This window comes from Paraburkholderia sp., assembly GCF_049581445.1.
In the GTDB taxonomy this organism is placed as follows: Bacteria; Pseudomonadota; Gammaproteobacteria; order Burkholderiales; family Burkholderiaceae; genus Paraburkholderia.
In genome coordinates this window covers 21,245-39,381 of record NZ_JBAURZ010000199.1, presented here as the reverse complement: position 1 = coordinate 39,381, position 18,137 = coordinate 21,245, and the positions used below count along the sequence as shown (strand labels likewise).

21 protein-coding genes are annotated in these 18,137 nt (G+C 60.8%); 12 read left to right on the top strand and 9 right to left on the bottom strand.

Annotated features, from left to right (window positions below; translation table 11 throughout):
• Window positions 1–221 precede the first annotated feature (221 nt).
• The 3 genes from WCA85_RS17515 (at window position 222) to WCA85_RS17505 (ending at window position 4,347) form a co-directional block, all read left to right on the top strand.
• Window positions 222–2,183 (top strand): FUSC family protein, encoded by a 1,962-nt coding sequence (locus WCA85_RS17515; protein ID WP_424065970.1) that lies wholly within the window; start codon window positions 222–224, stop codon window positions 2,181–2,183.
• 294 nt (window positions 2,184–2,477) lie between these two features.
• Entirely contained in the window at window positions 2,478–3,554 is a 1,077-nt protein-coding gene (locus WCA85_RS17510) for a Dyp-type peroxidase (RefSeq protein WP_424065969.1), read from the top strand.
• Window positions 3,547–4,347, top strand: a complete 801-nt coding sequence (locus WCA85_RS17505) for a family 1 encapsulin nanocompartment shell protein (RefSeq protein WP_424065967.1) — start codon at window positions 3,547–3,549, stop codon at window positions 4,345–4,347. The genes WCA85_RS17510 and WCA85_RS17505 overlap by 8 nt, the downstream gene beginning before the upstream one ends.
• Window positions 4,348–4,526: 179 nt before the next feature.
• On the opposite strand, the gene WCA85_RS17500 is transcribed toward WCA85_RS17505, so the two are convergent.
• The 5 genes from WCA85_RS17500 to WCA85_RS17480 form a co-directional block, all read right to left on the bottom strand.
• The gene (locus tag WCA85_RS17500; protein WP_424065965.1) at window positions 4,527–4,982 is read right to left on the bottom strand and encodes a hypothetical protein; all 456 of its coding nucleotides are present in this window, start codon (window positions 4,980–4,982) and stop codon (window positions 4,527–4,529) included.
• A gap of 187 nt (window positions 4,983–5,169) precedes the next feature.
• Window positions 5,170–5,580, bottom strand: coding sequence for a hypothetical protein (locus tag WCA85_RS17495; RefSeq protein ID WP_424065963.1), 411 nt, complete (start codon window positions 5,578–5,580; stop codon window positions 5,170–5,172).
• Window positions 5,577–6,389 carry a GNAT family N-acetyltransferase gene (locus tag WCA85_RS17490; protein WP_424065961.1) on the bottom strand — a complete coding sequence of 271 codons (813 nt, stop codon included), beginning with the start codon at window positions 6,387–6,389 and terminating at the stop codon, window positions 5,577–5,579. Before WCA85_RS17490 ends, WCA85_RS17495 begins: the two co-directional genes overlap by 4 nt.
• Window positions 6,390–6,434: 45 nt before the next feature.
• Complete coding sequence (locus tag WCA85_RS17485) at window positions 6,435–7,124, bottom strand: response regulator transcription factor (RefSeq protein ID WP_424065959.1); 690 nt, start codon at window positions 7,122–7,124, stop codon at window positions 6,435–6,437.
• Complete coding sequence (locus WCA85_RS17480; RefSeq protein ID WP_424065957.1) at window positions 7,121–8,536, bottom strand: sensor histidine kinase; 1,416 nt, start codon at window positions 8,534–8,536, stop codon at window positions 7,121–7,123. The genes WCA85_RS17485 and WCA85_RS17480 overlap by 4 nt, the downstream gene beginning before the upstream one ends.
• Before the next feature lie 190 nt (window positions 8,537–8,726).
• Between WCA85_RS17480 and WCA85_RS17475 the strand changes: the two genes are divergently transcribed.
• Both WCA85_RS17475 and WCA85_RS17470 read left to right on the top strand, forming a co-directional pair.
• On the top strand, window positions 8,727–8,915 hold the full coding sequence (locus WCA85_RS17475) for a hypothetical protein (protein WP_424065955.1): 189 nt from the start codon (window positions 8,727–8,729) through the stop codon (window positions 8,913–8,915).
• Between the two features lie 99 nt (window positions 8,916–9,014).
• Entirely contained in the window at window positions 9,015–9,494 is a 480-nt protein-coding gene (locus WCA85_RS17470; protein WP_424065953.1) for a universal stress protein, read from the top strand.
• Between the two features lie 70 nt (window positions 9,495–9,564).
• On the opposite strand, the gene WCA85_RS17465 is transcribed toward WCA85_RS17470, so the two are convergent.
• From WCA85_RS17465 to WCA85_RS17455, 3 genes are all read right to left on the bottom strand, one after another.
• Window positions 9,565–10,227, bottom strand: coding sequence for a MarC family protein (locus WCA85_RS17465; RefSeq protein WP_424065952.1), 663 nt, complete (start codon window positions 10,225–10,227; stop codon window positions 9,565–9,567).
• A 21-nt stretch (window positions 10,228–10,248) separates the two neighbouring features.
• Entirely contained in the window at window positions 10,249–11,289 is a 1,041-nt protein-coding gene (locus WCA85_RS17460) for an alpha/beta hydrolase (protein WP_424065950.1), read from the bottom strand.
• Between the two features lie 111 nt (window positions 11,290–11,400).
• Entirely contained in the window at window positions 11,401–11,679 is a 279-nt protein-coding gene (locus WCA85_RS17455; RefSeq protein ID WP_424065948.1) for a hypothetical protein, read from the bottom strand.
• A gap of 294 nt (window positions 11,680–11,973) precedes the next feature.
• Between WCA85_RS17455 and WCA85_RS17450 the strand changes: the two genes are divergently transcribed.
• The 7 genes from WCA85_RS17450 (at window position 11,974) to WCA85_RS17420 (ending at window position 17,488) form a co-directional block, all read left to right on the top strand.
• Window positions 11,974–12,159, top strand: a complete 186-nt coding sequence (locus tag WCA85_RS17450) for a DUF3563 family protein (protein WP_424065946.1) — start codon at window positions 11,974–11,976, stop codon at window positions 12,157–12,159.
• Between the two features lie 276 nt (window positions 12,160–12,435).
• Complete coding sequence (locus WCA85_RS17445) at window positions 12,436–12,672, top strand: hypothetical protein (RefSeq protein ID WP_424065945.1); 237 nt, start codon at window positions 12,436–12,438, stop codon at window positions 12,670–12,672.
• 87 nt (window positions 12,673–12,759) lie between these two features.
• Window positions 12,760–13,896, top strand: a complete 1,137-nt coding sequence (locus tag WCA85_RS17440; RefSeq protein ID WP_424065944.1) for an FUSC family protein — start codon at window positions 12,760–12,762, stop codon at window positions 13,894–13,896.
• 102 nt (window positions 13,897–13,998) lie between these two features.
• Entirely contained in the window at window positions 13,999–14,406 is a 408-nt protein-coding gene (locus WCA85_RS17435) for a PPC domain-containing DNA-binding protein (protein ID WP_424065943.1), read from the top strand.
• 188 nt (window positions 14,407–14,594) lie between these two features.
• Entirely contained in the window at window positions 14,595–15,038 is a 444-nt protein-coding gene (locus tag WCA85_RS17430) for an NUDIX hydrolase (protein WP_424065941.1), read from the top strand.
• A 527-nt stretch (window positions 15,039–15,565) separates the two neighbouring features.
• A complete protein-coding gene (locus WCA85_RS17425) occupies window positions 15,566–15,790 on the top strand; it encodes a hypothetical protein (protein ID WP_424065939.1) in 225 nt (74 codons plus the stop codon).
• Between the two features lie 261 nt (window positions 15,791–16,051).
• The gene (locus WCA85_RS17420; protein ID WP_424065937.1) at window positions 16,052–17,488 is read left to right on the top strand and encodes an alkaline phosphatase family protein; all 1,437 of its coding nucleotides are present in this window, start codon (window positions 16,052–16,054) and stop codon (window positions 17,486–17,488) included.
• A 58-nt stretch (window positions 17,489–17,546) separates the two neighbouring features.
• On the opposite strand, the gene WCA85_RS17415 is transcribed toward WCA85_RS17420, so the two are convergent.
• Window positions 17,547–17,945 (bottom strand): PaaI family thioesterase, encoded by a 399-nt coding sequence (locus tag WCA85_RS17415; RefSeq protein ID WP_424065935.1) that lies wholly within the window; start codon window positions 17,943–17,945, stop codon window positions 17,547–17,549.
• Window positions 17,946–18,137: the final 192 nt, after the last annotated feature.

Below are 18,137 nucleotides of genomic sequence, written 5' to 3'. Positions count from 1 at the left end.
ATATATGATTCGGGAAAACCCGAATATGCCACCGCTCCGGCGACACCCGTCGCGCGGCCGATGTGGTCATGCTTGGGGTCGTTGTCCGTTGTCAAACGGGCTTTTGGCCGGTGATCCCGGCTAAAAGCCCGAATTGGCATGTATGGAAGGCGGGCCTCGCGCCCACCCTGTCGCAGTCGGCCAAAAGCCGGTTCGACTTTTTAGCCTGGATATCATCGATCATGATTGCTGCCGCGTTTTCGCGCGTCGCCGGCCGCCTGCTGGCTGCGGACCCGGGACTCGTACGCCTCCAGATCGCGTTGCGCGTCGCATTGGCCTGTCTCCTGAGCGGCATCGTCAGCATCACCTGGACGGTCACTCACCATCTGCCGGTCACCCTCGCCGCCCTCGGCGTCCTGTTCAGCATGATCGCCCCGCTGTTTGTGCGCGATGCACGCCGCGGCGCGTGGTTCTTCACCCTTTTCTGCCTGTATCTGTGCGCCTGCGCATGCTTTGCCGTGGCCGCCGCGTTGAGCCGCTACCCGCTCGCGGGCGACGCCGGCTTTCTGCTGGTCATGTTCGTGGGCGCGCTATGTCAGGCCTGCGGCCCGCGCGCGCTTGGCTGTGCCCTGTTTGGCGTGGTGACGTTTTACCTGGGCCTGTACCTGCATCCTTCATTCGTCGAAGTCGTACAGATGCTTGCGTTGTCAGCTATCGGGCCACTGTCGGTAGCGCTCGCTGGCCGCATCCTCGTGCCAATGCATCCGAAGCGAACCCTGCAGTTGGCAATCCACACCGTTACGCTGCGAGCCGAACGCATGCTGGACGCGACTCGCCGGGGCGCCGCGCCGGACATGACGCTGACCGCGCGCCTCTCCGAACTGAATGAGGCCGCGCTCGCGCTAGAGGAACAGCTTGCGTTGCTAAATCCACCTAACGCTGAGGCGCTTCGAGAACGACTCGTCGAACTGGAGGTCGCGGCAGGCCAAAGTACGTTCGGCGCGGCAACCGGAACGCCGCAACCAGAATTGTTGAAGGACGCCGTCGCGCGCCTGAGAAATGCGGGACGCCCGCGTTGCATCGCGCAAGCGCTGACGGTCAGCCCCAACCGCAAGACGCCAACCGTATGGCTTGACGAATTGCGGGCGAAACTCTGCTGGCTCCCAGCCGCCCGCGCGACGACCGCAGCCCTGCTCGCCATGCTGATCGGCCACTCGCTGTCACCCGAGCGCTGGTTCTGGGCGGTGATCACCACCTTCGTGGTGTTTCTCGGCACGCGGTCCCGCGCCGATACCGTCTATCGCGGCGCCCAGCGGCTCGTGGGCACGCTTGGCGGGGCGCTTGCCAGCATGGCCCTGGTGGCATCGCTGCACCAAACCGCGCTGCCGATGATCGTAGCCATGGTGGTATGCGTATTCGGCTGGGCTTACTACATTCTGAATTCGTATGCGCGCGGGGTGTTCTTCATCACCGTGCTGGTGGGGTTGGTGTACGGTCAACTCGGCTTCGCGATCGGGCCACTGGTCGAATTGCGCATCGAGGAAGTACTGGTGGGCTGCGTCGTCTCGTTCGCAGTGGCCTTCCTGATGATGCCGCTCGCGGCCACCCGGCACATCGAAGCACGCCTTGGCGCGGTGCTCGCGGCGCTCAGGCAAGCGGTCGTACTCAGCACCGCGACGGCGAGCGTTGATACGGCATCGACGACAGGCGGGGTGGACGCGGCGCAAACCACGACGGCAATGCGCGAGTTGGATCGGAGCTGGCATGAACTGCGCGTAGCGCTGCGTCCTCTGCAAACGCAACGCGTATTCGTGTGGAATCCGGACGTCGAACTCGCATCGGGGTCATTGCTCAGTTGTCTGCATTGGATACGCGTGCTGAGCCGCGAGACCCACCCAACCGGCGCCGAGCACCACGATCGTGACACGGCAATGACAGAAGTGAGCGAGCGTCATACCGCGTCAATTCTCTTGCGACTCGATACGTTGCTTGAGCGTTATCAAGGCGCTACTACCACGCCACTCGTGAAAAACGGACGAATCGAAGCGCGGTTTGGCCCGGCAAACGCCGCAGCGAAGGCGAGTCAAGCCCAAACCCTGGCGCAACTGGACGGCGCACTCGCCCAGCTTGCCGAGCGCCTGGCCCAGCCGAACGCCAGCATGCACAAGCGGTTGAACTGGACGCTCAGAGCGAAAAGCGCCTAGCCGGTTCGCTGCGTGCGATGCGCTCTGCATCGCACGCAAACGCTCGTGCTGTGAGCACCGCCCTGGGGCCAGCATAGCCCCCCCGGTGCGGCAATTCCGCGAGTTCGTAGAGCGCGATGCCTTGACCATGCCCTCGCGATAGCCCTACGGCCCCGACACCCGCCCTCAACAGGCTCTGCGGCACCCATCGTCCGCGGCTCGGCTCTCTCTCTCGCCTACGTGGCGTTCTCCGCCGCTTTGGGTTATATATGCATTTCCCAGTGACCCCGTGCCCAGCCCTCAGGCTCTCCAGCGATGTCCGACACCCCCATCCCCGCCGCAGTCACCCCCAATCCACAGGCCGTCTCCGTGCAAGTGAAACGTAGCGCGATCTTCATCGTCGCCACGCTCAACCCGGACCCCGCGAGCCACGACACGGTTCGCGCGTGGTGTGCGGATGTCGCCGCGCTGGTCAGGGCGGTCGGCAAGCGCCAACCGGCCGGCGGTCTGTCGTGCGTCTGCGGGTTCAGTTCGAACGCGTGGGATGCGTTATTCGGCGAGCCTCGCCCGGCCGGCTTGCACCCGTTCCGCGAATTCGGTTCCGGCGAACGGCACGCCATCGGAACGCCGGGCGATATCCTGCTGCACATCCGTGCCGACTTCATGGATCTGTGCTTTGAACTAGCCAGCCAGTTGATGAGCCGGATTAGCGCGGCTGTCACCACCGTTGACGAGGTACACGGCTTTCGCTATTTCGATCAACGCAGCATCGTCGGCTTTGTGGACGGCACCGAAAATCCGACTGGCAACGAAGCCGTCGCCTTCACCGTCATCGGCGAAGAAGACCCCGAGTTTGCCGGCGGCAGCTATGTCCTCGTGCAAAAGTATCTGCATGACATGAAGGGCTGGAATGCGCTGACCGTGGAAACGCAGGAACGTATCATCGGTCGTACCAAACTCGCCGATATCGAACTTGACGAAGCCGTCAAACCCACCTGCTCGCACAGTTCCCTCACCACGCTCGAGGAAAACGGCGAGGAAGTCAAAATCCTGCGCGACAACATGCCGTTCGGGCGGCCGGGGTCCGGGGAATTTGGTACCTACTTCATCGGCTATGCGCGCTCGCCTGCGCCCATCGAGCAGATGCTGGAAAACATGTTTGTGGGCCGCCCGCCTGGCAATTACGACCGCCTGCTCGACTTCAGCCGTGCGGTCACGGGCGGCCTGTTCTTCGTGCCGTCCGAGCCGTTGCTCGAAGCACTGGCGGATCGCGATCCGTCAGCCGGCGAACACGCCGACAGTCCCTCTACCGAAGCCCAACCCTCTGCCGCGCCGCTCAGCGAAGGCTCGCTGAATATCGGCTCTCTCAAAGGAGCATCTCAGTATGAATAACCTGCATCGCGAACTCGCCCCCATATCCGCGGCCGCATGGTCCGAGATCGAGGAAGAAGTCGCGCGGACTTTCAAGCGCTCGGTGGCCGGGCGGCGCGTGGTCGATCTGCAAGGTCCTGGCGGCGCCAGCCAGGCCGCAGTGGGAACCGGCCATCAGATCACCATCGCTGCGCCGCAGGCCGGCGTAGAGGCGCGTCAGCGTGAAGCGAAGATGCTCGTGGAACTGCGCGTGCCGTTCGAACTGACGCGCGAAGCAATCGACGACGTGGAACGCGGCGCGGAAGACTCGGACTGGCAACCGGCCAAAGAGGCTGCGCAGCAATTGGCCTACGCCGAAGACCGGGCGATTTTCGATGGTTACAAGGCGGCGGCCATTGTGGGTATCCGCGAAGGATCGTCGAACCCGACGCTGAGCTTGCCGGCCGATGTCGCCGATTATCCCGCGGTGATCGCCAAGGCACTCGAGCAACTGCGGCTTGCCGGCGTCGACGGGCCGTATTCGGTCCTGCTGGGCGCCGACGCTTATACGGCTCTCAGCGAGGCGACCGATAAGGGTTACCCGGTGCAGGAACACATCAAGCGGCTGGTGAATGGCGAGATCATCTGGGCTCCGGCCATTGACGGCGGCAGCGTGCTATCCACGCGCGGCGGCGATTTCGATCTGCACATTGGACAGGATCTGTCGATCGGGTACCTGAGCCATACCGACCAGGTGGTGCGTCTGTATCTGCAGGAGACGCTGACGTTCCTGATGCTGACGAGTGAGGCGTCGGTGGCGGTGTTGCCGGAGTGACGCTTGAGGTTCGCGTGAAAGTTACCCACAGAAATTGTTGGCAAGCCTGTGGATAACCGCAGGGCAAGCGCGCCAAGCCATTGATCCAAAGTCAATCTGGCGCGCTGCTTCAATTCGGCGACGCATGCTACTTCGTGCCACGCGCGGTGCCTCGCCCGCGTTCGAACCACCGCACGCGATCACTTCCCCGATACCACCAACTTCAGCTTGTTCGGCCCCGCCGTCGTCGCAGTGATCTGCGTGCGCTTATCGCGCGGGCCGAGATAGAAATGCTGCCGGGCTGGTGAATTCTGGTCGTGCGTGGCAGCGGGCAAACACGAAGCGATATCCGCTGCGACCGACTGCAATGCATCGGCGCTCGAACCCGCGTCGTGATGTGGCGTCCAGAGGCATTGATAGCTATCGTAGCTGGCGTTGCATTGCGCGTCGTCGCCGTAGGGTTGCGCGACGCCGTTCACGTCCGCGGGACTCAGCCCTGTAAAACCGTCCGGCGCGGCTGCAACGATGCGTTTGAGCGCCCCGCATGGCGAAGGCGCATCGTCGGCGCGTGCCAGGGTGGGTGCGAGCACAAAGACAGAGAGCGCCGGGAGTGCCGAGAGTGCAATGCGCAGAACCGTGTGCTTGATGATTTTCATGGCGGCGATTCCTTCCAGAAGTCTTCGTACGCAGCAACGAGGTCGTTCAGTCCGGGGTTGATTGCCCCGTACGGTCACTCAGCACAATTTGTGCCGAACGGTACCCGCTGCCCCACCGCAAACACGCCGCCCCTCTGAATTACTTCGCCATACGGTTCTCGTGACACTTTCGCCGGCGCGTCGCCATTTACTCCGCCCGCTTGATCACTCGCCCATCCATAAGATCAATCGTGTCGCCGATATTCAACGCCTGAATCTGCTGCACCTGTTCCGTCGAGAACCGGTGAGCCGGGTCGAAAAAAACGTGCATCGGATACGCAAACGTACCCGGCTTCCAATACCGGTGATCAAACGTCACCGTGAATTTCTTGGCGACCTGTTTAATCTGCTCGCGCGACTCGATCAACGCTACCTTCGCGCGAAACTTCTTGACGTCGCCGCGCACCAGATCGCGCTGCGACATCACCAGCCTCGCCACAAAGTTTTCCGGATCGTCGTCCACGGGACAATTTTCAGCAGCCTCGATAGCGGCCTCGCCTGCCTTGAGCAGATCCTTGAACCACCGCTTGGTTTCAGACAGTACGCTCTGTTCCATCATGTTTCGCATTCTCCATCACTGTCGATTGTGCATCTGCCCGTAGGCGGCTCCTGGCACAAGCTTGCGACGCGCCCTTGTTGCATGAACCCCAATGACTCGTAAATCTTGCCCGCATGGTAGGTCTCGTCGGCCACCATCACGAGCCGCTCCGCAAGACCCGCCGTGCGACTGATCACCTCGCTCAACAACGTCTTGCATACATTTCTGTTGCGATGCTTTTCCCCGGTGATAACCGACTGGAAACGCCCCATACCACCAGGAAAAAACAAGCCAAGGCTCCCTACCTGCTCGCCGTCGATAAACGCACCCCACCAGTTCCCCAGGCCCCTCGCAATCAGCGCCCGATAAGCGCGCTGCTGATGCGCAAGATACCGCTGCGACGTCGGGTCCGCCGGATCGGGCATGTCGGAGAGTTGCATCCAGGTCCAATCGTCCCAATCCTGCTGCGTCGCGAACGGGCTAACCTCGACCGATGCGTTGGTCGCAACCGGACGGATATCGCAGTAACGTGCAGCCAGTACCCGACACACCGTGGCGTCATAACCTCGCTCGACAAAACCGTCGAGATTCACCTCGCCGTCCGCGCTCTCGATCCATGCGAATGTGCGATGGGCAATCCGGGGCGGAATCCCGACCCATTGCGCGAAGTCGCTCTCCAGCCTTGGCAGGTCCTCCGTCGAGGGCCGCCCACGCAACATCAGCATGTTGCCGAAAAAATAGTCAGGCGAATCCGGCGTCCGGACCACCACACATTCATCCTTCCATTCCACCGTGCCGGTTTCGGCGTGCAACAGGAGATCGGTGGCCATACCAAGGTTATCGGCCAATTCGCGCATTTTCTTAGGGTGATGTGTTTATTCGTCCGTTGATGGTTCCTGGCGCGCGGCGCCCAGTATCACTGTCCAGCCCAAACCCCGCACGTTGCGGATCACGCCCTGGCCGAATTTCTTGCGCACGGAGTGGATCATCACGTCCACCGCGTTGCTTTCCACTTCCTTGCCCCAGCCGTATAGCTTGTCCTCGATCTGGGCACGCGAAAAGATCGTCCCGGGATGCTCCAGCAGCGCATGCATCAGTGCAAATTCACGGGCGGAGAGCACGCCAACCTTGTCGCCGAACTTGAGTGTGCGCTGGTCGAGGTCGAGACAGATGGTGTCGTCGCCGAGCCGCGACACCGCGTACCCCGCCTTGCGCCGCAGCACCGCGCGGATCCGGGCCAGCAGTTCGCCCACTTCGAACGGTTTGAGCAGATAGTCGTCCGCGCCAATGTCGAGGCCCTCGATGCGCGAATCGAGATCGTCGCGCGCAGTGAGGATCAGCACCGGCGCGACATTCCCACTAGCTCGCGCCGAGCGCAGCAAGTCGATTCCCGACATGCCCGGTAAGCCAATATCGAGCAGCACGACCGTATAGTCCACCGCGTCCATCGCTTCACGGCCGGCGACGCCGTCGCGTACCCAGTCCACGCTATAGCTCGCATCTTTGAGCGCGCGCATCAGACTTTGACCGATCTGAAGATCGTCTTCGACCAATAGGACTCTCATGCATCTCTCCCATGCAAGTGGTGGGGCGCCACCGCCCGTTCCGCTTCCGCGACACCGCCGTTCTGCTTCTGCGCAACCCGAGGCGATTTCGCGGCCGGCGCTTCAGCCAGTGGAAAACTCACCGCCGCCACGATCCCCGAGCGGCCATCGCTGCGATTGCGAATCACCGCTTCACCGCCGTATTTCCCGGTGATGGCCTTAACAATAGACAGGCCAAGGCCGGTGCCCTCCACATCGAGATTGGCCCGGAAAAAGCGGTCGAATACGCGCGGCAACAGTTCTGGCGCAATGCCGGGTCCGGTGTCCCTCACTTCAACCCATAGCATATTGCCTTGCGTGCGCGCGCAAAGATCGATCGTGCCACCATCTGGCGTATAGCGCACAGCGTTGCTGACGAGATTTTTCACCGCGACGGCGACATCGGCAGCCGGCGCGGCAACCTTGTCCGTGGACATCTCTTCGGCGCCAATATCAATTCCACGAGCCGCGGCAATCGGTAATACATCGGAGACCGCATCAACGACGATCTTCGATACATCCGTCGCTTCGACCGTATCGCTCACCAAAGGCGCATCGGCACGCGCGAGCCGCAGCAATTGAGTAATCAATGCGCCACTTCTTGCGATACCGCTGCGCAACTCCTTAAAGCGCTCCTGGTTGCCTGCCACGATATGCGGTTGGAGGTTGTCCGCCTGCAATTGCAACGCGGTGAGCGGCGTGCGCAGTTCATGCGCGGCGTCGGCAATGAACTTGCGTTCCGCTTCAATGGATTGCGCGAGACGCTCAATCATCCGGTTGATCGAACCGACGAACGGCAACAACTCGGTCGGCACACCCGCCACCGGCAAAGGCTTGAGGTGCGACGCATCGACCCCCTGCGCCTCCATGCCGAGCTGGTTCATCTTGCGCAGAGACCTATACACGATCAATAGCACCGCACCCAGCACCAGCGGCAGCAAAACTAGCATCGGCCACAAGGTGCTCAACGCCGTTTCCCGCTCCAGCTGGTCGCGCACCGAGGAACGTTGGGCCACCTGGATCAGGGTGCCTGGATCACGCAGCGTATAGATGCGCCATCTCTCACCGTTCACCTGTTCCGAACTCAAACCCGCATCCGCGTCCTCAGGCAATCGCAGCGACGGGTCCGTGGAACGCAACGGCACCTCGGATCCGGGCCTGTGGATCGTGATCACGATATCGCGCGAGGGCTGCGAGCCCCGTTCGGGAGTCGCCGGAATGGAATCCGCGAAGCCGTTGTGCATGCGCACGGCAACCTGTTCGAGCCGCAGATCGAGCAGCGCGCTCATCCCCGCGCGGCACAACTGGTACGAACTGATGCCTTGCGCGATCGCGGCGGCGATGACCAGGATGCTCAATGCAATAACGAGGTTGTTTCTCAGTGAATGTTTCATGTGACTTCGCAAAAAGACATACCTGGCATTCAACGGCCGAGGGAGGAGAAGGCTTTACGTCCACCGGAAACGTCCGACGCGCTCAAGCATCCGGTACGGCTTCACGCTCATTTTTAGCTCATTTTCATCGGCGAATATAGGTCATGCGATTTAGCAACTCGCCCAAACCGATCGAAAAGGATGCCCAATTATGTTCCCCTTTTTCAACCGTCACGCTCTCTCGAATGCCACCTCGGCGCAGCCTGCAGTGAACCAGATCGCTATTCAGTCCTTTTCCGCAGACACGACGCAGGAAAACGACGCATCGGGTGACGAGCGGCCTGCGACCTATGAAGAACTCATGCCCTATCTGATGCTCGCGATGGTTGCCGGCGTCTGAAGCAGCCGCCGCCGCGATCGTCAGATTCACACGCAACACATTCCTTGAGCGCGCGTTCACCGCAACGGGCGCTCAACAGCAGACTAATGGAGCTATATCATGTACAAGCATATTCTCGTCGCTGTCGGCAGCGACTCGGACTTCAACACTTTGAAATCCGCGATCAACCTGTCCCGTGACTGCGGCGCGCGGCTTACCGCTCTGCACGTGGTCGACACGGTGCCGCATCTGACGTTGATGGCCGATCTGGACATCAGCGCGGCCCTCAGCGCTTTCGAAACACACGGCCGTTCGATGATCGAACAGTGCAACCGTGCCTTCGAAGAAGCGGCTTGCGACGGCGAGGCGCAAATGTGGACCGCACCGCTTTGCAGCGCCACGATTGGGCGCGTCATCGCCAACGCTGCAAGTGAGCTTGGCGCCGATCTCATCATGCTCGGCAGCAGCAGCCCCAGCTGGTTGCGCTTTTACGCTCCAAACGTGCAAAAAGACGTCACGCGCTACAGCGCGGTTCCCGTGCTCGTAATGACACCTTCATGCACCATGCCGACAAAGCCCGCAGCGTTCGCCGCAGCATGAGCAAACGCGGAGCAATCACAGAGCAACGAGTCGAGCATAAAAAGCGGCGCAACCGGTGCCGCGCTTCCAATCAATGCGGATGCAACGAGTTGAGCAGTTCCGACAGCCCCAGCCACAAAATCTGTACGCCGATGCAAAAGATCGCGAAGGCGAACAGCCGCATCGCGACCTGCGTGCCCGACGCACCCAGCAACCTCGCGACGTGTCCGGCAAAACGTACGCAAACATAGATGCTGACGCACAACACCGCCAACGCCACGCCCACCCCGATGAAATGAACCGGCTGCAAGCCCTCACGCGGAGAACCTGTGCCGAGTGCAATGGCAACCGAGATCGCACCCGGCCCAACCGTCACGGGTAAGGTCAACGGATAAAAGATCTTGGTGCGCCACGAATCATTGCGATTGGCGATCGCGTCCGGGCCTGCCTCGGCACTGTCGTCCGCCGACGACTGCAGCAGATTCCAGCCAGCAACGGCAATCACGATTCCGCCTGCCACCCGCAGCACGGGAATCGAAATCCCGAGAAACGACAGCAAATACGCGCCCACGGAAAGCGACGCCAGCAAAATCACCAGGCTGTTGATCGCTATGCGACGCGCCATTTCCGCGCGCTCGGCGGGCGTGGCATGCGGCACGAGACTCAGAATGATAAAAGCCGTCGCCGGTGGATTGATGATCGGAAAGAGCGAAGCAACGATCAGCAAGACCGTTTTGGTCAATTCGTGAAGCATGAATGGCATCCCGTAGGCATGTCAAATATTGGTTTTGTGATCGGGCCGATCAGACCGGCCAAGGGTTAACCAACAACCCCGGATAAACGCCGAAGCCTGCCGCAAAGCCTCGCGCGCCTCCGGGATGAAGGGTGTGAAGCAATGCCAGGCATGCGGCATGGCATTCCATTCGGCGTATTCCACGGCATTGCCTGCACGCTGCAGTTTAGCGGCAAGTTCGCGCGCATCGACACACAATCCTTCCGTACTGCTGGTCTGGATATGAATGGGCGGCAGTCCATGCAACCTCGCACGCGCAGGAGAAGCCAGCGTTTCGAACGGCCGCACATTGCGCAGATACATGTTCGCGGCCACTTCCATAGCCGTGCGATTCATCGACACGACGTTATGCTTCGCACGCCAGATCGTCGTCAGATCCGCCCACGGCGACAGCAATACCGCGCCGGCAGGCAGCGCTTCGCCCGCATCGCGCAGCGCGACCAGCGCCGCCAGCGCAAGACCCGCTCCGGCAGAATCGCCTGCCAATACAATCGAGCCGGGCGCGATACGCCGAGCGCGCAACGTCCGATACGCATGCAGGGTCTCCTGCAGCGCCGTCGGAAACGGGTGCTCGGGTGCGAGGCTGTAGTCCAGTGCAAATACGGCAGACCCCGACGCGCGCGCCAGTTCGCATGTCACCGCGCGATGCGTCGCAGGCGAGCCGAAGTAGTACGCGCCGCCATGCAGATACAGCACTACCGTCTCGGTATGCGCGGCCGCTGCTTCCTCAGGACGAATCCACTCGCCCTTGAGTTCGCAGTCTGCGTGCCGGCGCAGTCGCGGATAACGCAGCCGTGCGGCGAACCGGCCAGGCCACGTGTATCGATGCGCGCGCACGCGCAGGGTATGCACATCAGGCGCCGCGCGGCGGCTCGATCCAAAGTGGAACGCCATGATCAACGGAATTGCGCGACGCAGCCACGTGGCCTGCCAGCTTTCTTTGCTGGACGAGGACGCGTGGCTTGAGGTCTGGCTCGACGTCAGTTGAGAAGGTGTACTCGACTGGATATGCGGGGCATTCATGATGATCTGATCCGAAAAAAGTCGCCGCTGCATGGCGCAGCGGCGACTGTGATGTTCTGTTTTGGGCAGTCCGCCTGCCCGCTACGTTCGATGTCGATTCTGTGCGGCGCATCAACGACGCCAGTAGCCATATCCGTAGTTCCAGCCACCGTAATAGGGCGGATACGCCGGCGGTGGCGCGTAGTAACCCACCGCGACAGGCGGGGGATATACGGGTGCTGGCGGCGGTGCGTAGTAGACAGGCGGTGGTGCGTAGACCGGCACCGCCTGCACAACCGGAAACACCGGCGCGATTCCCACGCTCACGCCGAAAGAAACATGTGCCTCGGCACAACTCACCAGTCCAACGCCGAGCGCCGCAGCCACCACAAGTTGGCGAATAACTTTCATGTCCTGCTCTCCTGATCGTTCGACGCCCGTCGGTTGATGTCGTCGCATGACTGCATGATGGCGCGACAAAGTGAGCGAAGAATTAGGAGCCCGTTCCAGGTATCAGGACCTACTGACGGACCTTTTTCTACCCTGCCTACCGCCTAATTTTCGCCTCATTCTTCCTGCCTACTATTCGCTCCATCGACGAGCGGCACCGTGATGTAAAGACTGGCTAAACCGCACGCCGCAACCATCGCGACGAGAGTCGGAGCCTTACTCCGTCAAGCGCCGCCACAACGACTGGAGTCCATCATGTTTGCCAACCTTGCGAAGAAATTTAGTGCGCTGTTCGTCGTCACCGAAGAACAGGAACGTGAAGCCTATCTGGCCTCGTCGATCGATTTCGCCGATCTTGAGCGCCGCATGAGCATCCTCGAAACGGACCATCACCCGTTCACCTTATATTCCGCTGGCGCCCCGCATGATTGGCGCGCCTAAGCAACGCACCCTCACCAACGTATCCACTCGCCGCACCTGAGCGCCTCGGCCAATGGGAACGGATATCTCATTAATTTTTACAATGGAAAGATATATTGACCCGCGCGCCGCGACGAATCAGAATCTTACCGCTGGAAAGATTGATTGGCTAGCGATATGAACCAGCTTGCCTGGTACGGCCGGTCGCTTTACCCGTCGGATATGGACGACAGCGTGATCCTGAAACTGAACCCGGCTCCCTGATGAATGGGTGCGATCAACTCTTTGGAGACAACCATGAATACGAAGATGTCACGTGATGAACGTTTGGTTACGTTAAGGGAGATCGCGCGCGAATGTTTCGGCGTCGAGACGTTTTCCCTCTCGGGCCAGGCACCAGATGCACCGGTTGTCGTTTGCGCGGAAAGTATTGTCCGCGCTTTGGAAAGTGCCTATGACATCGGTCTGATCGCCGGGTATCGGCTGAACCGGGCACATGCCGCACCGCCCATCCCATTGCATCACGCCCATTGATCAGGACTGCACGAGAATCACCTAGAATAGACCTGTCATGCCGGTCACTACCTGCACCGGCTTCCCGTCCAGCAAACAGTGCCAACCATGAACGACGACCCGCAAGCCGGTGCGCGCAGACAAGCCTCATCGGTTTACGCCGGCTCGATTCGCCGTTGTCTTGAGCGACCTGTCAGGGCAACGTTCGAGTGGCTGGAGCGGGTCGACCCCGGTACCCATCGCCGGGTCAAGGGCTTGCGGCTCGTCACTGCGTACGGCATCGCCGCTGCGCTCGGGACGCTGCAAGATATCGCGCACAGTGTGCCGAGCAGCGTCTCGCTCGGCACACTTGCCGCGAGCTTCGCACTTTGGGCCAGCGTCTCCGAGGCCAACACCACGCGTGCCGAGTCGAGCCGTGACCTCCTGCTTCTGTGTATTGCCGCCGCGCTAGGCGCAGCTTTCTTTGTCGTGGTTTCCGGTCCATTGCAGATTGCCGGCCACGCGGGGCCGGAACTGACGCTGGTAAGCGGCGCGTTTCTGGTCGGGTATCTGAAGCGCTTCGGCGTGCTGGGCGCCGGCATTGGCTCGCAAATCTATATCGGCGAGCTGCTCGCTTATGGAGCCCATCTCGGGCTTTCCGATTTGCGGGCCATTGCAATTGCCGCGGCCATCGCTGCGTTGTCTTCAATCGTGCCGCGCGTGCTGAGCGGACCCGCTGAACGCCCGGTATCGCTCGCCGCGCTCTCTGCCGGTCCCGCCCCTGGGCACCAGCGATGGTCCCCGGAATTTTGCATGGGGCTACAGGCCGCGACGGGAGCGCTAATCATCGTTGTATTGAACAATCGGGTTGGCCTGCTGGAATCAGCCTGGGCGATCACCGCTTGCACGTATGTCGTCGCAGGCTCGGCGAGCGGAACGATACAGCGAGTGCGTCGGCGGATTTTCGGCACCCTGGTCGGCGTTCCGCTTGGCCTGGCCTGTCTGCCGCTCGCCGCGCATATGCCTCTGCTGATCTGGGCCGCCGCCGCCCTCGCGATGATCGTCTATGCGATGGCGTTGCCAGAGCGCTATGACATCGCCTGCGGAGCCTTTGCCTTCACGTTGATCATCACGCTGGCAGTTAGCGGTGTGCATTCGATTCCGCTGCTCACCGCACGCGCATGGGAAACCCTGCTTGGTGGTGCGCTCGGCCTGCTGACGGCCATGTTCGTTTTCCCCATCCGGCGCGTCGAGCCGGGCCATTAAACGCCACGCCATGTGTTGGCGTGCCTGGGTGAATATCGATGCGATTGCGGCCATCGTCGATCCGTCCTAGTCTATCCGCACCACTCCATCCGGAATCCTGCGATGCAAGCCCATCCTCTGCGCCTGTCCCCTGGGGACGATCTGCGCATCACCCTTCAGGACACATTGCGTCAGCTCGGGTTACAGGCTGCGTTCGTGCTGCAAGGCATTGGCAGCCTGAGCGTCGCGCAGTTGCGCTTCGCCGGAGCGGACGATGCGACCGAGTTGCGGGACGATCTGGAGATACTGACGCTCGCGGGCTCGATATCTCCCGATGGTGCGCATTTGCATATGTCCGTTGCGGATTCGCGCGGCCACGTCTTCGGTGGACATGTGGCGGCCGGCTGCATCGTGCGCACGACAGCGGAGTTGCTGCTCGCGTTGCTTCCCGAGCATCGCTTCGCTCGCGAGTTCGATTCGGGGACGGGATTTCAGGAACTGGTGATACGCGGTCTATCTCAGCGGACGTAGGTTTCTGTCACATCGGCGCAATAGGCTGCATAAGAGGCGAAGAGAAGCATCTCGCAGCGGCCGGTAAAAACGCCCTCCAAGCAGATCCGTCGCGATGCGATGCGATCACCCGCAGTATTTTCGGCCACCTTACACTACGCCGATATTCGCTATCCGGCGTCCTATCGGCACCGGGCTGCATCACGCTTATGAGATCAGGCAGGCAGAGGATGAAAGACCGAGCAACCGTGCTATGCGTGCGCGACAACCGCATTCTGCTTGTCGCAAGAGAACGATCCCGATGGTCGCTTCCCGGCGGAAGGATTGCTCGTGGTGAAGCGCCTCATGAAGCCGCGCGTCGCGAACTGGAAGAAGAAACGACACTTGTCGCCGATAACCTCATGTACCTCTTCCAGTTCAACGGCTTCGATACGCAGCACCATGTGTTCTTTGCGGACACCGAGGAGCACGCCGTTGCGCTGCCCAGCAATGAAATCGCCAAGTGCAGATGGTTCGCTCCGGTCAAGATAGCGACGCTTTCAGCGAGCGTGCCCACGCGTGGGATCGTGGCGCTCTTCTTCAAGCATATAGAGGCTCTGGTCCCGGATGACGTTCAGGAAGCCGTCACGGAAGTGGACATCACTAACTTGTGACCGGAGGGCAGCCAAGGCAGCGCCAGACGCAATCGCAGCCCTCTCCAAGCAGTACACGGGAGAACGAGGTCCCGCAGGCGACGCACCGGTAGTGCTCGACGGCCGGTACCCCGCTGAGCTCGCCGATGCCCAACAGCGCCAGCCCCTGGCGCAATCCAGCATAGGAAGGAAGCCCATGCAGGTCCAGGCATGATTCGCACGGTGGCATAGGAACTCCTCCAGGTTTGTGTTCGTCGTTGAACATACCGCCAGCGGGTAATGGCCCGCGCGCCCTGGTGATGCACTGCGCCATTTCATCATAGGCGCTTTTATGACAGTTTTGCCAGCGCTCGCGTGATTGTTCGGCGCGTTTTTTAAATTTTATGGCTTCTGTAAGCGGCCAGGCTTTCAATCTTGTAGGCCTTTGTCCTAACAAAAACCCTGCTGCTAAAATAGGATGTTGCGATGCAGCATTGATTGCCCTATGCTGGTATTCTGCAGAGCCGTGGACTTTGTGCCACTCTAGCTCTCAACCTGCGGAGGCACCTATGACGAATCCGCGCGGTTTGCCTGATTTGACGCTTCATGTGTTCGAGCAAGACGGTGGCTGGCACTGGGGACTCACAATCGCACGACCGCATGGCACCGGTAAAAAAGTAGTCGCGTATAGCAAAGAGACGTTCAGTTCGGAAACGCAAGCCCGAGCCGATGGGCAGCGTACCGCCTATGCGTTTGAACATGACGACAACCTGCGTCAGGCCGCCCTCGCCTGACGGCGTCTGCACGCCTTCACACTTATACGTGTTGCAAGGCCGTTTCAAGGCCGTTGCAATGCGCCAGGCACTTTCAGTTCCCAACTCCGTCTGACCCGTCATTAAGCCGCCCTCAAACGCGCGTACAAATCGCCGCTGTGGGGCCGTGTTGGGCTTGCGCCTTCGTCGCATGCCACAGCCACGCGGATCCATGAGTGGTTTGCGCGGCGCATCGCCCCCGACTTCTATCAGCAACTGGAACCAGATCTACGAGGTACGTCTATGCCTAACCGGCTTGCTTCGATTCAGCACATCGTCGTGCTGATGCTTGAGAACCGCTCCTTCGACCACATGCTCGGCTTTCTGTACGCGGGCCAGCAAAATCAACCGCCGTCCGGTCAGACCTTTGACGGTCTGACCGGTGACGAGTCCAACCCCGACTCCAACGGCGAAGCCGTTAATGTTTACGCGATCCCCTCAACCGCCAGCAACCTTTATTTTCAGCCCGGCGCCGATCCCGGCGAGGGCTATAGCGCGACGAACTCCCAGTTGTTCGGCACGATCACCGCGCCCACACCGCCCACGGCGACCAACCAGGGCTTCGTCACCGATTACGCATACACGCTAGGCTGGGAATCGAAGAAGCCGAGTTGGTCGGTGCTTCCTGGCACCGTCGCCACGGACATCATGGGAATGTATACGCCGGCGCTATTGCCTGTGCTCTCGGGGCTCGCGCGCGGCTATGCCGTGTGTGATCAGTGGTTCAGTTCAGCGCCCACCGAAACGCTGCCGAATCGCGCGTTCGTTTGTGCAGCAACGAGTCAGGGGCATATGGATGACAACACCAAGTCATATACGTGTCCGAGTATTTTTGGCTTGCTGTCGCAACACAATCAAAGCTGGATGATCTACGGTTACGACCAGCAGCCTCTCACGCGCCTCAATTTCCCGGATACCACTCAGGCCTCCGACGATCACTTCGGTCTCTTTACGGACTTTCAGACGGCCGCCACAAACGGCACGCTGCCGGCCTACACGTTTCTGGAACCTAGCTGGGACTCTGCGGGCAACAGCCAGCATCCCAACTACGATGTGGCATTGGGCGAACAACTGATTCACGACGTGTATTACGCTTTGCGCAGCAATGAAGCGCAGTGGCAACAGACCCTCCTGATCATCACCTATGACGAGCATGGCGGCTGCTATGACCATGTGGCCCCGCCGCTGGGCGCAGTGCCGCCGGACAATTCGGTGGGCGAATACGGCTTCGACTTCAAGCGCTTTGGGTTGCGGGTGCCGACTGTGCTGGTTTCACCACTGATCGCTCCCGGCACCGTGTTTCGCGTTCCGGCAGGCACGATGCCGCTCGATCACACGTCGATTCTGAAAACGGTTGAGACGCGCTGGGGCTTGCCCGCGCTGACCGCTCGCGATGCGGCTGCGCCCGAGTTTGGCGATGTCTTGACACTCACCAAGCCTCGTACCGACGATCCCCTTGCAGGCGTGAATGTGCCGCAATCCAGCGACGCCAATCTCGTGGCCACGGCTCCATCCCATCTTCAGCAGGTCCATGCGGAACTGGTGTCGCATTTGCCCGTGCCCGACGCGCAAGGCGGCACGTATCATCAGATGCCCGCCTTGCAGACCAATGCCGAATACGCTGAATACATTGCATCGCGTACCGCGGCCTGGCTTGCGAGTCGCCGGCAAAACGGCTGAACGTAAAAGATAGCCGCTCTGGGCATGCAGCATCGATTCCACGCCATCATTGCGGATGTTAAGCCGCAGTCTTCGAATACTTGAACGTCCCTTGAGCACTCGCTATCAGGATGCGATCGTCTACCCAGGCCTCGCCGCGCGAAAAGAAAATGGAGCGCCCTTGGCGCTCCAGGAATCCCTTTGCAGTAACGCGTTCACCGAGGCCTTTATCGAGGTAGTTTGTCGTCAACGACAACGTGAAGGCGTGCAACGCCGCCTGCCCAGGCGGCGTGTATAAGCCAGCGTATCCGGCTGCGGCATCGAGCAGTGTCGCGATCGCCCCACCCTGTAACACGCCCTGCCGGTTCAGCTTGCTCCCGTCGATCAACATACTGAGTTCCGCATAGCCTTCGCGCCACTGCGTCAAACGCACGCCGAGCGATTCGAGAAATGGATTGTCGATCGGGTGGTCGGTCATGCGGGGGGCTCCTTAAGTCATGGCGCTATTGCGTGTTCGTTTTGACAGGATGCCCGAAAACCTGGCGCCGTGTCGGCAGCTTTGGGCAACAGCAGACGTTGGCGCCAGCAAGCCAATGCAGCAGGTTTTTCACGTCCTGCTCTGCCAGGAAACGCATCGTTGTCTAGACATATCCGGAACATGTCTATGAAC

Bases quoted from the DNA above. Each gene is read 5' to 3' on its own strand.
- WCA85_RS17515 (WP_424065970.1), top strand. From the start codon at position 222: ATGATTGCTGCCGCGTTTTCGCGCGTCGCCGGCCGCCTGCTGGCTGCG.
- WCA85_RS17510 (WP_424065969.1), top strand. From the start codon at position 2,478: ATGTCCGACACCCCCATCCCCGCCGCAGTCACCCCCAATCCACAGGCC.
- WCA85_RS17505 (WP_424065967.1), top strand. From the start codon at position 3,547: ATGAATAACCTGCATCGCGAACTCGCCCCCATATCCGCGGCCGCATGG.
- WCA85_RS17500 (WP_424065965.1), bottom strand. From the start codon at position 4,982: ATGAAAATCATCAAGCACACGGTTCTGCGCATTGCACTCTCGGCACTC.
- WCA85_RS17495 (WP_424065963.1), bottom strand. From the start codon at position 5,580: ATGATGGAACAGAGCGTACTGTCTGAAACCAAGCGGTGGTTCAAGGAT.
- WCA85_RS17490 (WP_424065961.1), bottom strand. From the start codon at position 6,389: ATGGCCACCGATCTCCTGTTGCACGCCGAAACCGGCACGGTGGAATGG.
- WCA85_RS17485 (WP_424065959.1), bottom strand. From the start codon at position 7,124: ATGAGAGTCCTATTGGTCGAAGACGATCTTCAGATCGGTCAAAGTCTG.
- WCA85_RS17480 (WP_424065957.1), bottom strand. From the start codon at position 8,536: ATGAAACATTCACTGAGAAACAACCTCGTTATTGCATTGAGCATCCTG.
- WCA85_RS17475 (WP_424065955.1), top strand. From the start codon at position 8,727: ATGTTCCCCTTTTTCAACCGTCACGCTCTCTCGAATGCCACCTCGGCG.
- WCA85_RS17470 (WP_424065953.1), top strand. From the start codon at position 9,015: ATGTACAAGCATATTCTCGTCGCTGTCGGCAGCGACTCGGACTTCAAC.
- WCA85_RS17465 (WP_424065952.1), bottom strand. From the start codon at position 10,227: ATGCTTCACGAATTGACCAAAACGGTCTTGCTGATCGTTGCTTCGCTC.
- WCA85_RS17460 (WP_424065950.1), bottom strand. From the start codon at position 11,289: ATGAATGCCCCGCATATCCAGTCGAGTACACCTTCTCAACTGACGTCG.
- WCA85_RS17455 (WP_424065948.1), bottom strand. From the start codon at position 11,679: ATGAAAGTTATTCGCCAACTTGTGGTGGCTGCGGCGCTCGGCGTTGGA.
- WCA85_RS17450 (WP_424065946.1), top strand. From the start codon at position 11,974: ATGTTTGCCAACCTTGCGAAGAAATTTAGTGCGCTGTTCGTCGTCACC.
- WCA85_RS17445 (WP_424065945.1), top strand. From the start codon at position 12,436: ATGAATACGAAGATGTCACGTGATGAACGTTTGGTTACGTTAAGGGAG.
- WCA85_RS17440 (WP_424065944.1), top strand. From the start codon at position 12,760: ATGAACGACGACCCGCAAGCCGGTGCGCGCAGACAAGCCTCATCGGTT.
- WCA85_RS17435 (WP_424065943.1), top strand. From the start codon at position 13,999: ATGCAAGCCCATCCTCTGCGCCTGTCCCCTGGGGACGATCTGCGCATC.
- WCA85_RS17430 (WP_424065941.1), top strand. From the start codon at position 14,595: ATGAGATCAGGCAGGCAGAGGATGAAAGACCGAGCAACCGTGCTATGC.
- WCA85_RS17425 (WP_424065939.1), top strand. From the start codon at position 15,566: ATGACGAATCCGCGCGGTTTGCCTGATTTGACGCTTCATGTGTTCGAG.
- WCA85_RS17420 (WP_424065937.1), top strand. From the start codon at position 16,052: ATGCCTAACCGGCTTGCTTCGATTCAGCACATCGTCGTGCTGATGCTT.
- WCA85_RS17415 (WP_424065935.1), bottom strand. From the start codon at position 17,945: ATGACCGACCACCCGATCGACAATCCATTTCTCGAATCGCTCGGCGTG.